At 67.7% G+C, this 13,975-nt stretch carries 13 protein-coding genes; 8 read left to right on the plus strand and 5 right to left on the minus strand.

Annotated elements, in window-relative coordinates:
• Positions 1 to 23: 23 nt before the first annotated feature.
• The 3 genes from BMW26_RS06520 to BMW26_RS06530 all read right to left on the minus strand — a co-directional run bounded on the left by BMW26_RS06520 (position 24) and on the right by BMW26_RS06530 (position 3,711).
• Positions 24 to 452 (minus strand): MarR family winged helix-turn-helix transcriptional regulator, encoded by a 429-nt coding sequence (locus BMW26_RS06520; protein ID WP_053095719.1) that lies wholly within the window; start codon positions 450 to 452, stop codon positions 24 to 26.
• 91 nt (positions 453 to 543) lie between these two features.
• Positions 544 to 2,886, minus strand: a complete 2,343-nt coding sequence (locus BMW26_RS06525; protein ID WP_072591086.1) for an arylsulfatase — start codon at positions 2,884 to 2,886, stop codon at positions 544 to 546.
• Between the two features lie 111 nt (positions 2,887 to 2,997).
• Complete coding sequence (locus BMW26_RS06530; RefSeq protein ID WP_072591087.1) at positions 2,998 to 3,711, minus strand: GAP family protein; 714 nt, start codon at positions 3,709 to 3,711, stop codon at positions 2,998 to 3,000.
• A 315-nt stretch (positions 3,712 to 4,026) separates the two neighbouring features.
• On the opposite strand from BMW26_RS06530, the gene BMW26_RS06535 reads away from it, so the two are divergent.
• Positions 4,027 to 6,477 (plus strand): LuxR C-terminal-related transcriptional regulator, encoded by a 2,451-nt coding sequence (locus BMW26_RS06535; RefSeq protein ID WP_072591088.1) that lies wholly within the window; start codon positions 4,027 to 4,029, stop codon positions 6,475 to 6,477.
• A 31-nt stretch (positions 6,478 to 6,508) separates the two neighbouring features.
• Here BMW26_RS06535 and BMW26_RS06540 read toward each other — a convergent pair whose 3' ends face one another.
• Together BMW26_RS06540 and BMW26_RS06545 are read right to left on the minus strand one after the other, a co-directional pair.
• Complete coding sequence (locus BMW26_RS06540; RefSeq protein WP_053095722.1) at positions 6,509 to 6,931, minus strand: DUF6325 family protein; 423 nt, start codon at positions 6,929 to 6,931, stop codon at positions 6,509 to 6,511.
• 26 nt (positions 6,932 to 6,957) lie between these two features.
• A complete protein-coding gene (locus BMW26_RS06545; protein ID WP_053095723.1) occupies positions 6,958 to 7,344 on the minus strand; it encodes an SHOCT domain-containing protein in 387 nt (128 codons plus the stop codon).
• A 131-nt stretch (positions 7,345 to 7,475) separates the two neighbouring features.
• Between BMW26_RS06545 and BMW26_RS06550 the strand changes: the two genes are divergently transcribed.
• The 7 genes from BMW26_RS06550 to BMW26_RS06580 all read left to right on the plus strand — a co-directional run bounded on the left by BMW26_RS06550 (position 7,476) and on the right by BMW26_RS06580 (position 13,972).
• Entirely contained in the window at positions 7,476 to 8,606 is a 1,131-nt protein-coding gene (locus tag BMW26_RS06550) for an AI-2E family transporter (RefSeq protein ID WP_083569313.1), read from the plus strand.
• A 108-nt stretch (positions 8,607 to 8,714) separates the two neighbouring features.
• Positions 8,715 to 10,388 carry a SulP family inorganic anion transporter gene (locus BMW26_RS06555; protein WP_072591090.1) on the plus strand — a complete coding sequence of 558 codons (1,674 nt, stop codon included), beginning with the start codon at positions 8,715 to 8,717 and terminating at the stop codon, positions 10,386 to 10,388.
• Complete coding sequence (locus tag BMW26_RS06560; RefSeq protein ID WP_053095726.1) at positions 10,381 to 10,812, plus strand: DUF6325 family protein; 432 nt, start codon at positions 10,381 to 10,383, stop codon at positions 10,810 to 10,812. The genes BMW26_RS06555 and BMW26_RS06560 overlap by 8 nt, the downstream gene beginning before the upstream one ends.
• Before the next feature lies 1 nt (position 10,813).
• Positions 10,814 to 11,170, plus strand: coding sequence for an SHOCT domain-containing protein (locus tag BMW26_RS06565; protein WP_053095727.1), 357 nt, complete (start codon positions 10,814 to 10,816; stop codon positions 11,168 to 11,170).
• A gap of 31 nt (positions 11,171 to 11,201) precedes the next feature.
• Positions 11,202 to 11,876, plus strand: a complete 675-nt coding sequence (locus BMW26_RS06570; protein WP_072591091.1) for a GAP family protein — start codon at positions 11,202 to 11,204, stop codon at positions 11,874 to 11,876.
• 25 nt (positions 11,877 to 11,901) lie between these two features.
• Positions 11,902 to 13,266, plus strand: a complete 1,365-nt coding sequence (locus tag BMW26_RS06575) for a hypothetical protein (protein ID WP_072591092.1) — start codon at positions 11,902 to 11,904, stop codon at positions 13,264 to 13,266.
• Between the two features lie 76 nt (positions 13,267 to 13,342).
• Complete coding sequence (locus BMW26_RS06580; protein ID WP_053095729.1) at positions 13,343 to 13,972, plus strand: hypothetical protein; 630 nt, start codon at positions 13,343 to 13,345, stop codon at positions 13,970 to 13,972.
• Positions 13,973 to 13,975 lie beyond the last annotated feature (3 nt).

Here is a 13,975-nt window from a genome sequence, read left to right on the forward strand (position 1 = left end):
TCCTTCCGGGTTGCGGGTTGGGGTCAGTCGGCGAGCTGCAGGCGTGCGGTGAGCTCCTGCAGCTCGGTGATCAGGCGGTGACGCTGGTCGTCGTCCTGCATTCCGGCGAGGGCGGCGATCTTGGTATGAACCGGAGCGACTTCAGTGCGCAGAGCCATGCCGGTGTCGGTCAGGCGCACGGTGACGACGCGCTCATCGGCCGAGCTGCGGGCCCGCGCGACGTAGCCCGCCTGCTCGAGGCGGCGGACCAGGGGGGAGAGGGTGCCGGAGTCGAGCTGCATGGCGTCGCCCAGCGAGCCGATCGTCTGCTCGCCCTCCATCCAGAGGATCGCGAGCACGAGGTACTGCGGGTAGGTCAGACCCCACGGGGCCAGGAGGGCACGGTACGCCTGCGTCGTCGCTCGGGCGGCGGAGTACAGCGAGAAGCACACCATCTCATCGGTCACGGCCATACCTCGAGTATTGCACGCGATTAAATTGTGCACAACCTATCCTGCGAGGGGCAACGCACCCGGGATGCCGAGATCCCGGGTGCGCGCTCCGTCAGTCCCTGGCCATCGCCGCGGCCAGATGCGCCTCCAGGTCGAGGTAGGCGTCATCAGCGATGTCGAACACCACCTGCGCGATCTCGCCTCCGGTGAAGTCGAACCCGTAGCCGTACAGAGACGAGACGGGGTCGGCGCTGTCACGGCCGATCGTCAGTCCCTCGCCGCAGAGCGAGAAGTGTCCCAGCACGGTCCGGATCCTCTTCTCGCCGACCTGCTGCTCGTCGATGTACAGCTTCACCGGACCGACGCCCTCGCGGTGCTCGCCCATGCCCTCCTTGGTGAACTCCACGCCGATGATGTGTCTGCCGGAGGTCGGCGCAGGAGCGGAGACGCGATCCTCCGGCGGGATCCCGAGGAAGTTGTAGAGGTAATGCACCTCGCCGTCCTTCACGACGAGCGCATGGCCGCCGAACCGTGAGCCGTGGGCGAAGATGACGCCCTCGGTCTCGGGCGTGAACTCGATCTCGGCCGCGATCTTGTACGACACGTTGTGCGTGTTCGCCGCAGAGCGCTCCGGCACCTCGGTCGTGCCCGGGTAGTACACGAAACGTCCGGACGGCGGCGCCGGCTGGTGGAACTCCATCGCGACGAAGGTCTCGAAGTCCTTCGGGTTGCCGATGATCTGCAGGTCGTTCAGGGGCAGCACATCGTTGGCCTTCGCCTCTTCCATCCAGAGCGCCTTGAGCTCCTCGAGACGATCCGGGTGCTCGGCCGCCAGGTTCACGGCCTCCGCCCGGTCGACATCCGTGTGATAAAGCTCCCACTCGTCGTTCTCGAACCCGCTCGTGCCGGCCATGGGGCCGTGCACGGCGACGGCCTTCCACCCGTCGTGCCAGATGCCGCGCTGGCCGAGCATCTCGTAGTACTGCGTGTGCTTCTCGGTCGGCCCGTCGGCGGCCGCATCGAATGAATAGGTCATCGAGACCCCCGCGAGCGGCGTCTGCTCGACGCCGTTGTACACGTCGGGGAACTGCACCCCGCACGCCTCCAGAATGGTCGGCACGATGTCAGTCGAGTGGTGGTACTGGTGCCGCACCTCGCCACGCGCCCGCATTCCGGCGGGCCAGTGAATCACCAGAGGGTCGCAGACACCGCCCTGATAGGTGTAACGCTTGAACATCTTGTAGGGCGTCGAGAAGGCGGCCGCCCAGCCGGTGGGGTAGTGGTTGTACGTCTCGGGAGAGCCGAGCTTGTCGACCATCCGCAGGTTCTCCGCCTCGTCGTCGGGGTAGCCGCCGAAGATCTTGCCCTCGTTGACCGATCCGCTGGGGCTGCCTTCACCGGATGCCCCGTTGTCGGCGCAGTACAGGATCAGCGTGTTGTCGAGTTGACCGGAATCCTCGAGATAGTCCACGATGCGTCCGATCTGCGAGTCGGTGTACTCACTGAATCCCGCGTAGACCTCGGCCATCCGCGAGAACATCGCCTTCTCCTCGTCATTCAGCGTGTCCCAGGGCCGCACCTCGTCGGTGGGGTTGAACGTGCCGTCCGGCATCGGATTGAACGCGGTGAGCTCGGTGTCCTCCGGCAGGATGCCGCGTTCGATCATCCGGGCGAGCACCCATTCGCGATAGGCGTCGTAGCCGTCGTCGAAGGCGCCCTTGTACTTGTCGATGTACTCCTGCGGGGCGTGGTGGGGAGCGTGGTTGGCACCCGGGCAGAACCAGAGGTACCACGGCTTGTCGGGCTCGGTCTGCTTGACGTCTCGGATCATCGTCAGCGCCTGATCGGCGAGGTCCTTCGACAGGTGGTAGCCCTGCTCCGGCAGATAGGGCTGATCGATGTAATGGTTGTCCTCGGCGAGCGAGGGATACCAGTTGTTCGTCTCGCCGCCGATGAAGCCGTAGAAGCGGTCGTAGCCCTGCGCCAGCGGCCAGTGCTTCTTCGACGCCCCCGCGGTCCACTCGTCGATCGGGACGTTGTGGTTCTTGCCCACCCAGAAGGTCGCCCAACCCGCGTCGCGGAGGACATGTGCCATGGTCGCGTTCGACTCGGGGATGTGCGAGTTGTACCCCGGGAATCCGGTCGACGACTCCGAGATGGTGGCGAAGCCGTTCTGGTGGTGGTTCCGGCCCGTGAGAAAGGTCGAACGCGTGGGGGAGCAGAGTGCCGTCGTGTGCCACTGCGAGTACGTCAGACCGTGCTTCGCCAGCCGATCCATGGTCGGCATGTTGATCCTGCCTCCGTAGGGGGACCACGCGGCCATACCGGTGTCGTCGTAGAGCACCACCAACACGTTCGGCGCCCCCTGTGGCGGCGGCGAGGCGAGGAAGGCGTCCCAGTCCGCCTGCGAATCGCGGACGTCGAGCTCGATCTTCCCTTGGAATTCACGGACCATCTCTGCCTCCTTCGTCTCTCGGGAACGCGGTGTTCCCGAGCAGTGCAGCCGGCCGACCCGAAGTGGATCGGGGCGAGTCATGGTGCGTCATGACGCAACGAATTCGTTCGCTCATAGGAGCCCTGAGATGCCCTTCTGCAGCTGGAGGGCGCCGATCACGAGCAGCAGAGCGGCGTTCATCACGTGGGTGTTTCCGGCGACCCATCGTCGGGCGGAGTCGAGCAGCGGCTGCGAGCGCTCGCCTCGGATCGCGACGTAGAACACGGGCACCGCGATGGGCAACGTCCCGACGACCACGAACGCCAGGGCGACCCAGACCGCGTCGTCGCCGACCTGCGCGAGCGAGATGTCGAGCGCTGCGATGATGGCGCAGGACGCGTCGACGGGGTTCAGCACGAAGAGCGCCAGCCCGAGGAATCCGGTGCGCACGGGCCGGAACGTCTCGACGGCATGCAGCCACCCCGGCAGCTGCGGAGCGGCCGCGACCACCTGCTGCGGCGAGGATGCGGCGGCCATCTGACGGATGCGCGCAGAGCCCTTGCGGTAGACCCAGACGGCGGCGCCCGCGAGGAACAGTCCGATCACCAGACGGAGGATCGGCACCCAGAGCGGCGGTTCGCGAAGCCCGTGCACCTCGAAGACGCCGAAGAGCCAGAGAGCCAGCGCCAGAAGGCCGGCGAGCCCCACGACCCACCCGATCAGGAACGCGATGCCGTTCGCACTCGCTCGTCGGGAGAGCAGCACGGCCACCAGAGCCATGATCGCCAAGGGGCTCAGGACGACTCCGAGCGCGACGGGGATGAGTGTGACCAGCAGTTCACCCATGGTCGGCCCCATCCGTCATCGCGAACCTCCCCGCGCACGGTCCGGCGCGCTGATCTCAGAGTGCACCGAGGACGGCGCGGATGGTGTGTCTCTCACCCCATGCGGGTGAGGGCTCGCGGGACGGCGTCGTCGGTGACGTGGCGACGTGGAATCGCTCCCACCGACTGGTGATCGTCAGGGAGACACGCTCTTGTCCGATATACCGGCCATCGCTAGGTTGAGGGCATGGCCTCCCCCACGCGCCTGTCTCGTCCTGTACCCGCTGTGCGCTTCCGCCCTCCGGAACGACAACCGGGAGGCGTGCGGCGAGCGCGAGTGAACGATGCGCTGGTCGAGGCGGCGAGCGGACGGCATCTCAGCGTCGTCAGCGCTCCGAGCGGATACGGCAAGACGACGGCGGTCGCCGAATGGGCATCCGGCGCCGACGAACTCGCCTGGCTCGCCCTGACCCCATCGGATGCCGAACCCGGCGTACTCGCGCAGGGAGTGGTCGATGCGCTGATCGTCGGCGGAGAGAGAGCGGGACGTTCTCTCGCCCTCACACGCGGTCTCGTCGACCCGATGCGTGCCTACGCCGAGATCTGCGAGGGCCTCGACACGGTCGACGACATCGTGCATCTCGTCATCGACGATGCGCAGCGCGCCGGTGAGCACTGGCGAGACGGACTTCTCGGACTGCTGGCCGAACAGCCGCCGGACAATCTCCACCTCATGCTCGTGGGAACGACCCTTCTGGACATCACGCTGTCGCGGGAGCATCTGATGGACCCCGGCGCCTTCGTCGGATCCGACACCCTGCGCTTCACGCGGTCCGAGATCGAGCGGATCGAGGGCGTCGGCGCTTCCGGACTGGATGCGGAGACGATCCTGCGTGAGACGCACGGATGGCCGATCGCCGTGAAGCTCGTGGCCATCGGCGGGGCGCGCCCCTCATCCGACGCCGCCACGGCATCCGCGTTCCTCGGAGACTATGTGCGCGACCACGTGCTCAGCGCGCTGCCTGACGAGACCAGAGAGTTCGTGCTCGATGCCGCCATCTGTCATGAGCTCACGCCAGACCTCGCGAGCGCTGTGACCGGGCGTGCCGATGCGGCGTCGCTGCTCGACGACTGCGTGAGGCTCGGGCTCTTCCTCGACCGGTTCGAGGCGCCGCACGGTGTCGTCTACCGCTGGCATGGCTCGTTCGCCCGGCAGTGCATCGAGATCGCTCGCAAGGATCCCGAGCGCAGCGCCGAGCGTCATAGACGCGTGGCGCAGTTCTGGGAGGCCACCGATCCGCTGATGTCGGTCGCGCACTCGCTGCGGGCGAACGATCCGACGGGGGCCAGAGCCACCTTCATGCGCCACTGGATGCGTCTGGTCATGGGAGTGTGCGCGGCCGAGGTCGAGCGCCTCGCCACCGTCCTGCTGGGCTATCACCCGGACGACGCCGAGATCTTCGCCGTCCGGGCCTGCGCGACGGATGTGCTGGGCGAGCATCATCTCGCCCGCGAGCTGCTGGATCGCGCCGAGGCCGCACACCAGCGCGCCGGGGGAGGATGCTCGACGACCCTCGCGATCGCACAGCTGTTCGTCGCCGATGACCGCGAGCACGCGATGTCGGCGGGTTCCACGTTGCGTTCGCTGCTCGCCAGCTCGAAAGAGCTCATGGTCGACCGCGCCGCCGTCAACTACCTCATCGGATGGTCGGAGATCCGGCATCCCACCAACCCCACGCTTCCGGCCGAGTACTTCGGCGCCGCAGCCCGAGAGATCGAGGGCTCGGGCGAGGTGGGGCTGTGGAAGCGGGCGCTCGGCCACCTCGCATTCGGCCAGACCTGGGAGGGCCGGTTCACGGATGCGGAGAGAACCCTCGCCGAGATCCAGGCACCCGGCACCGCGCTGTCGGCCGCGATCGGCTATGCCGGCGGCAGCACCTCAGCAGCAGCCGGTCTGGTCGCCTACTGGGCGGGTGAGACCGGCGATGCGGTGCGGCACTTCGAGGCGGTGCTTCTGACCAGCGGGCATGACCCGTCATTCACGGCGGTCGCGCGGATGATGCTGGCGTACGCGGCCGCAGAGGGAGGCGAGGCCGCAGCATGCCGACGGGCTGCGATCGGCGTCCAGGACATCCCCCTCGAACTGCTCCACGGCGTCTCGTGGCCCGTGTTCCGCGAGTCGGCCATCGCACTCCTGGAGGAGGCCGTCGGAAACGAGGAGCGAGCCCTGCGGATCGCTCGCCGACACCTGGCGATCCCCGACCTCCCCCTCATCGGCGTCGCGCTCGCCGGGGTGCTCCGCCGGGGTGGAGACTACGCCGCGGCGTTGGAGATGCTGCGATCCATGCGCATCTTCGCGGAGGTCTCGTACGTCAAGTCATCGACGCTGATCACGGCCGCGGTCATGCGCCGTCACGTGGGCGATCACGACAAGGCGCACGACCTGTGCGAGGCGGCGATCGCGGTCGCGTCGGGCGAGAACGTGCGTCTGCCGTTCGGGCGCCGGGAGACGGCTGTCCGGCGACTCCTCAGCGAGCACGTGCACCATGGCTCCGAATTCGAGGACTTCATCGGCCGATGCCTGGCATCGGATGCAGCGAGTCCCGTGACCGGCTCGTTGTCCGACCGTGAGAGAGACGTCTTCCGGCAGCTGCAGACCTCTCGCACCCTCCCGGAGATCGCGAGCGAACTGGGCCTGTCCATCAACACCGTGAAGACCCATCAGCGGTCGATCTATCGCAAGCTGGCGGTGTCGTCGCGGCGGGAGGCCGTGCGGACCACGCTGTGAGGCGCGGGTCCCGCACGCGAGTGATCACACCTCAGGTGCGGCGACGGGCGCGCTCCCAGACGGCGTTGGCCGTCGCCGCGGACACGGAATAGGTTCCGATGAGCGGGTGGCCGAGACGGGCGAGGTCGGAGGAGAGCTGTGCGAACCACATCGGCTCCACGAGAACCACGGCTGCCCAGGCGCCGACAGGGAGCTCCATCGCGATGCGCCGGGCGTCGTCGCTGCCGACCAGGCCTGCGATCTGCAGTGACAGGCCGGCGAGCGAGAACTCCGCTTCGTCGATCTCGGTGAGGTCGTAGCCTCCTTCGCTCCGTCGATGCAGGAGGAAGAAGTCGAGCAGCTGCACCGTGCTGCTCTCGACCTGGCGCAGCAGCGACTCGAGCAGTGCAGGACTGGGACGGTCGGACCCGATCCTCACGACGAGGATCTGCACATCCCCGAGTTCGCGAGGCATCTGTCCGCCCGCCCCAGTCTCGGCTGTCAGGCCAGGGCCCGAGCCTTGATGGAGGCGAACTCCGCCTCGGTGATGGTTCCGGAGGCCAGGAGCTTGGCCGCCTTGTCGATCTCGTCGCTCGGGCTGCTGCCGGCGACGCTGCGGATGTAGCTGTCGGCCGCGTGCTGCTGCGCCTGCATGGACGAGACGTTGCGCTCTGCCATGCCGGGGCCGCGGGCGATCAGGTACACCAGTGCGGTGAGGAAGGGCACGAAGACCAGGAAGATGATCCACAGCGCTTTGAGCCATCCGTTCAGCGCATGGTCACGGAACAGGTCGGCGACGATGTTGAAGAGCACCATCAGGTAGGAGATGAATACGAAAGCCCAGAAGAACCACCAGATGATGGCCCAGAAGCTATCCCATATGGACATTGCAGACTCCTCTCGTTGAGTTTCTGTCTGTGGTGATAGTGGCACCGAGCATCATCGAAATCGCCGCCCCCTCACCCGGAGCGGGCGAGCGGCCGCCCGGACCCGTCCGGACGCCTCGATACAGTCCTCGTGTGGATGTGACCGACCCGCAGGATCCTGTGGCCCCGCCGACGACCTTGTCGCGGTGGGGGCGTCTGCAGCGAGTGCTCCCGGCGCATCCGCTGCGCTCGGGTTTCGCGGTCGCCCTCGGAGTGCTTCTCGCGATGGCGCTCGCCGCCACCATCGCGGGCATCTCCACCGTGCTGATGTCGATCTTCCTCGGCGTCTTCCTCGCCCTCGGGCTCGATCCGGCGGTGCGGGCGCTGGAACGCCGTGGCGTGCGCCGCCCCATCGGCGTCGCGATCGTCGCGGTCGCCTTCCTGCTGCTCGTCGTCGCGATCCTGCTCGTCGTCGTTCCGGCCATCGTGCGTCAGCTCGCCGCGGTGGTCGTCGGCGCGCCCGAGACGATCGAGTCGATGCAGCAGAGCCAGTGGTACCTCGATCTCGAACGCAATCTCGGCGTCGACCTCTCGGCGGTGGTCGCGGAAGGGGTACAGTCGCTCACGACCCTGTCATCGTTCCTGACGATCTCGGGAGGGGTCCTGAAAGCGGGATTCGGAGTCATCGGGGCGGTGTCGAGCTTCGTGATGGTCTCGGTGCTGACGCTCTACTTCGTCGCGTCGCTGGAGAGCATCAAGCAGTCAGCCGCTCGGCTCGTCCCCGCCTATCGGCGAGCGAGCTTCTCACGACTGCTCGACGAGGTGACGTCGTCGGTGGGCGGGGTGGTCGCCGGGGGAGTCACGCTGTCGTCCATCAATGCGGCCGTGGTGCTCGTCCTCCAGCTGCTCGTGGGGTCGCCCGCGCCGGCGGTGCTGGCGATCGCCGCGTTCTTCGTCACCCTCGTGCCGATGATCGGGTCACTGGTCTTCCTCGTGATCGGCGGCATCGCCACGCTGTTCGTCAGCCCGACGGCTGCGCTGATCTTCGTCATCGCGTACTTCGCCTACATCCAGATCGAGGCCTACGTCGTCACGCCGCGGGTGATGGGTCGCGCTGCCGCCGTGCCGAGCGTGCTCGTGATCATCGGCGCGATGATCGGCGCCACGCTTCTCGGTCTGCTCGGGGCGCTCGTCGCGATCCCGATCACCGCATCGATCCTGATCGTCATCCGCCAGGTGTGGATCCCGCGCCAGGACAGCGAGACGACCCCGCCGATCGAGTGACCGGCGCCCTTCACCCGCTTCGGGTGAGCGGCGGCGTCTCCGCTGACGCACCGATGTCAGCATGGGCACATCGTCCCGCATCGAGGGCGCGAGCGCGGAGGTGACGAGGTGCAGAGACCGCTGGCCGGCGTCACCCGTCACAACCTCGTGCGCGAGCTGCTCGCCGGCGTCACGCTCCTCGCGATCGCGATCCCCCTGAACATCGGGTATGCGCAGATCGCAGGTCTTCCCCCGACCGCAGGGCTCTACGCACTCGTCGTGCCGACGATCGTCTACGTGCTGGTCGTCTCGTCGAGACAGCTCGTCGCCTCGCCGGACGCGGCGGCGGCGGCGCTGGTCGCCTCCTCGATCGGAGGCCTCGCCGCGGCCGGCTCAGACGACTACATCGCCATGGCACTCGCGCAGGCGATCATCTGCGGCGTCATGTTCGTGCTGCTCGCGGTCTTCAAACTGGGATTCCTCGCGAACTTCCTCTCGAAGCCGATCCTGGTCGGATTCGTCGGGGGCCTGGCCCTCGACATCCTCGTCTCGCAGATCGCCAAGATGCTGGGCGTCTCGATCGATTCAGGCGGCGAGTTCGTCGACAAGCTGGCGGGTCTCGTCGGGGGTCTCGGCACCACGAACCCGTGGTCGCTTGCGATCTCCATCGCGTCGGTCGCGATCCTCGTGCTGGGTCGGCGGATGCTGAGCGCGGTGCCCTGGGCGCTCGTCGTGATGGTGCTCGCCACCGTGGTGGTGCTCGCCACCGGCCTCGCGGATCGTGGCGTGGCCGTGCTCGGCGAGGTGCCTGCGGGCGCACCGACCCTCACCTGGCCCGTGCTCGACTGGCAGACGTGGCTGCTGCTCGTGCCGTCGGCCATGGCTCTGACCCTCGTGACCACGGCCGAGGGGCTGCTCGTCTCCCGCTCGTACGGCGAGAAGCGGCATTACCGCACGTCTCCGAACCGAGACCTGCTCGCGTTCGGCGTCGCGAACATCGCCGCCGGGGCCCAGGGCAGCTTCGCCGTCGGGTCGTCGACCAGCCGCACCGCGGCGATGGACCAGTCGGGCTCGCGCACTCAGCTGCCCTCGCTCGTGCTCGCCGCCGGGACACTGCTGCTGCTGCTGTTCGGCACCGGACTGCTCGAGGACATCCCCTCGCCCGCGATCGGCGCGATCGTGGGGGTCGCGATCCTCCCGCTGCTGGGCATCAGGGAATTCGCCGCACTATGGCGGATCGATCGGTTCGAGTTCGCCATCGGCGCCGTGTGCTTCCTGGTGACGCTGTTCGTCGGTTCTATCCCCGGCATCCTGATCGCCTTCGTGCTCGCTCTCATCAACCTGGCGAGGCGCGCGTCGAGCCCGGCGATCGACGTGCTCGCCGACGATGATCGGCCGACGGCATCGCTGCTCGACGCCGCGCAACCCGGCGCGATGACCGCACCCGGGATCGTCGTGGTGCGGATGGCTGCGCCGCTGTTCTTCGCGAATGCGGATGCGTTCGCGACGGCGGTGCGCTCGGCGGTCGAGGCGCCGGGGCCGGGTGCCGTGCGCCACCTCGTCATCGACATGGAGGCGGTCACCGATGCGGATGTCACCGCGGCGGAATCGTTCGAGAGCCTCATGGAGTCGATGCGATCCCATGTCGTGACGGTGTCGTTCAGCCGTCTGCGCGCATCGGCGGAAGACCGACTGAAGAAGCTGGGGATCCTCGACGATCAGAGGGTCTTCGACACCAATCGTGCGGCGATCGAAGAGCTCAGCGCACGCGCACCGTCAGAGAGAGGAACACGAGATGAATGATTTCCGCTACGGACCCGTGGAGTACTACCTCGTCGGGTTCGAGGGGAGGCATCCGGATCCGAGCATCTTCGGAGCGCTGGACGACCTCATAGGCGCGGGGACGGTGCGACTGCTCGATGTCGTCGTCCTCGCGAAATCGGACGACGGGGAGATCGAGGTCTTCGACCTCGAAGCGGGCGAGGTGCCAGGCCTCAGCGAGCTCGACCCGCTGGCCGCAGGCCTCGCCGGCGACGAGGACATCGAGATGCTCGCCGAGCTCGTGCCCGCCGGCAGCTCGGCCGCGATCGTCGTGCTCGAGCTCGCCTTCGCGAGGGCGCTCGCCGAGAACCTCGCACGTGCCGGGGGAGAGGTGCTGCGGACCGACCGCATCCCCGCCCCGGTCGTCAACGCCATGATGGACATCCTCGAGCAGGAAGGAGAGTGACATGCCTCTGAGGAGATTCGGCCGTCCGGGACTGATCGGACTCGCCGCGAGAACAGCAGTCGTCGCAGGAACCGCGTCGGCGGTGTCGGGGGCGTCGATGCGTCACCAGCAGCAGCGGGCGGAAGGACAGTACGAGCAGCAGCAGTACGAGGCCGCCCAGCAGCAGGCGCAGATAGATGCCGCAGCCCAGAACGCGGCGGCGCAGTACGCAGCCGCTCCCGCAGCTCCCCCTGCGCCTCCGGCTGCGGGCGGCGCAGACGACATGATCGCCAAGCTCCAGCAGCTGGCATCGCTGCGAGACTCCGGCGTGCTCTCGGAGGAGGAGTTCTCCGCGGCGAAGCAGAAGCTGCTGAGCTGAGCGGCCGAGCGGGCGAGAAGAGGGAGACGTCATGGGTCCGGTGATCGGTCAGCTGCTGCCGCTCGCGGTGGGCATCGCGATCAGCCCGCTGCCGGTGATCGCCGGCATCCTGATGCTGATGTCTCCCCGCGCCCGCTCCACAGGGGTCGGCTTCCTCGTCGGATGGCTCGGGGGGATCGTGATCGTGGCCGTGCTGTTCGCCGCCCTCTCGTCGGTCCTCCCGGACCAGTCCGGCGACGGAGCCACTCCGATTCTCGGGGTGGTGCAGCTCGTCCTCGGTGTGCTGATGCTGCTCATGGCGGTGCGCCAATGGCGGGGTCGGCCGAAGCCGGGCGCACAGCCCGAGATGCCGAAGTGGATGGCGCAGATCGACGGGATGACGTTCTTCGCGGCACTCGGGCTCGGACTGCTGCTCGCGGCGCTGAACCCCAAGAACCTGCTGCTCGGAGCCAGTGCCGGCGTGACTCTGGGTGGCGCGGGGCTCGGTGTCGGAGACATGGTCGTCGTGGTGGTGATCTACACGATCCTCGCGTCGTCGACGGTGTTGATCCCGGTCGTCGGATTCCTGCTCGCGTCGGAGCGCCTGCGCGCGCCGCTGGGCAGATTGCGCGACTGGCTGCAGGCGGAGAACGCCGTCATCATGACGGTGCTGCTTCTCGTGCTGGGTGTGGTGATCATCGGCAAGGGCATCGCCGCCTTCGGGTGAGCGACGCAGAACGGAGGGGACTCGGATGAGTGAACTGGATGAGCTCCGCGAGCGCGTCGTCGCGCTCGAACGGGAGAACGACGAACTCCGCACGCCGAAGAAGCGACGATTCCGAGCGAAGAGCGTCGTCGGTGCGATCCTGCTCGTGCTGGCTGTGGTGCTCGCGCCCGTCGCCGCGATGGGAACCTGGGCCCGTCTGCAGTTGGTCGACACCGAGCGCTTCGTCGCCACATTCGCCCCGCTCGCGTCCGATCCGGATGTGCAGGATTTCGTCGCCGATCAGGTGACCACCGCGATAGACGAGCAGGTCGACATCTCGGCGGTCGTCGGCGAGGTGTTCGACGGCATCCGGTCGCTCGGGCTTCCACCGCGCGCCGACACGGCGATCTCACTGCTCGAGGGCCCCGCCGCGAACGGCGCGATCTCGCTGATCGACGGAGTGGTGCGCGATGTGGTGCGGTCAGACCAGTTCGCCGACATCTGGACGCAGTCGCTGCGCTTCACCCATGAGCGGGCCACGGCGATCATCCAGAACGCACCGGGCACGGCGGTGCAGCTCGGCGACGACGGCGCGGTCACGATCGAACTCGGAGTGGTGATCGACCGGGTCAAAGAGGCGATGTCGGAGCGCGGGATCGGCCTCGCCGACGTGATCCCCGAGATCGACAGGTCGATTCCCATCGCCCAGGCGGATGCCCTCGCACTGGTGCGCACGGTGTACCAGGTCGCGGACATCGGCGGCTTCTGGCTGCCGTGGCTCGTGCTCGGCCTCTTCGTCGCCGGCGTGCTGCTGATGCGCGATCGACCTCGAGCGCTCTTCTGGTCGAGCGCAGGTTTCGCTCTCGTGTTCCTGCTGCTCACGGCGGGCATGGGCATCGGGCGAGGTGTGTTCATCCGCGCGGTGAGCCCGTCGATCATGTCGGCCGCGGCGGCGACGGCGCTGTTCGAACAGCTCACGTCGCTCCTTGCGGGAACGATCGCCGCGCTCGCCCTCGTCGGTGTGCTGATCGCGATCTGGGCGTGGCTCGCAGGCTCGGGTCGAACGGCGGTCGCGTTCAGGGGACTCCTCGAGAGCGGGTTCTCGGCCGTACGCGGTGCGGCCGAGAAGCGAGGCCTCACGACCGGTGCCTTCGGTCGAGGGGTGGACCGCTCCCGAGGTCCGATCTTCCTCGTCGGTGCGCTCGCGGCGATGACGCTGCTGATCGTCACGCGACCGGTGTCGTTCGGGGTGGTCATCGGAGTCGGAGCGGGCCTGCTGGTCCTCGCGATCCTCATCGAGCTGCTGCGTCGGCCGGAGGGGGACGCGGACATCGCGCCAGTGGCACGTGATCCGCGAGACGAACCGGTGTCGGAGCCTCTGGCGGAGCGTGCTCCGGATGCCGTGAGCTAGCCCGGCCCCGGCGGCGCTCACCCTCGACGGGTGAGCGCCGCTGCATTCGACACGGATCAACGCAGAAGATGGGCGCATGACGGACGACTCGACACCCGAACGCACGAGAGCCACGCGGATCCTCGACATCGTCACGGTCGTCCTGCTCTCGATCACCGCGGTCGTCACGGCATGGTGCGGATTCGAGGCGTCGAAGTGGGGCGGCGAGATGTCGATCGCCTTCAGCCAGGCATCCAGTGCCCGGGTGCAGGCGGCGTCGGCCCAGTCGACAGCCCAGGCCGCGCGTCAGTACGACCTCACCATCTACACCGAGTGGGTGCTGGCGGAGGCGGACGGCAGGCAGGAGCTGGTGCAGTTCATCGAGCAGCGGTTCACCCCCGAGTTCACGGTCGCGTTCGACGCCTGGATCGCTGAAGACCGCGAATCGCAGGGGCCGTTCGTGATGGAGGAGTACGTGCCCCCGGGCACGAGGGAGGCCGAGGAGCTCAACGCGAGAGCCGATGCGAAATTCGACGAGGCCCTCGCCAACAACCAGCGCGGCGACGACTATTCGCTGCTGACGGTGCTGTTCGCCCTGGTGCTGTTCTTCGCCGCACTGTCGCAGCACCAGAGCGCGGTCTGGCGGCGCAGGACATTCCTCGCACTCAGCGGTGTGATCGCCCTCGTGGGGCTCGTGATCCTGCTGACGTTCCCGATCAAGATCTGACTC

The sequence above is a fragment of the Microbacterium sp. 1.5R genome (assembly GCF_001889265.1).
Lineage (GTDB): Bacteria > Actinomycetota > Actinomycetes > Actinomycetales > Microbacteriaceae > Microbacterium.

Coding starts and splice junctions, on each gene's coding strand:
- BMW26_RS06580 (WP_053095729.1), top strand. CDS start 13,343: ATGACGGACGACTCGACACCCGAACGCACGAGAGCCACGCGGATCCTC.
- BMW26_RS06570 (WP_072591091.1), top strand. CDS start 11,202: ATGGGTCCGGTGATCGGTCAGCTGCTGCCGCTCGCGGTGGGCATCGCG.
- BMW26_RS06525 (WP_072591086.1), bottom strand. CDS start 2,886: ATGGTCCGTGAATTCCAAGGGAAGATCGAGCTCGACGTCCGCGATTCG.
- BMW26_RS06565 (WP_053095727.1), top strand. CDS start 10,814: ATGCCTCTGAGGAGATTCGGCCGTCCGGGACTGATCGGACTCGCCGCG.
- BMW26_RS06540 (WP_053095722.1), bottom strand. CDS start 6,931: ATGCCTCGCGAACTCGGGGATGTGCAGATCCTCGTCGTGAGGATCGGG.
- BMW26_RS06530 (WP_072591087.1), bottom strand. CDS start 3,711: ATGGGTGAACTGCTGGTCACACTCATCCCCGTCGCGCTCGGAGTCGTC.
- BMW26_RS06545 (WP_053095723.1), bottom strand. CDS start 7,344: ATGTCCATATGGGATAGCTTCTGGGCCATCATCTGGTGGTTCTTCTGG.
- BMW26_RS06520 (WP_053095719.1), bottom strand. CDS start 452: ATGGCCGTGACCGATGAGATGGTGTGCTTCTCGCTGTACTCCGCCGCC.
- BMW26_RS06560 (WP_053095726.1), top strand. CDS start 10,381: ATGAATGATTTCCGCTACGGACCCGTGGAGTACTACCTCGTCGGGTTC.
- BMW26_RS06575 (WP_072591092.1), top strand. CDS start 11,902: ATGAGTGAACTGGATGAGCTCCGCGAGCGCGTCGTCGCGCTCGAACGG.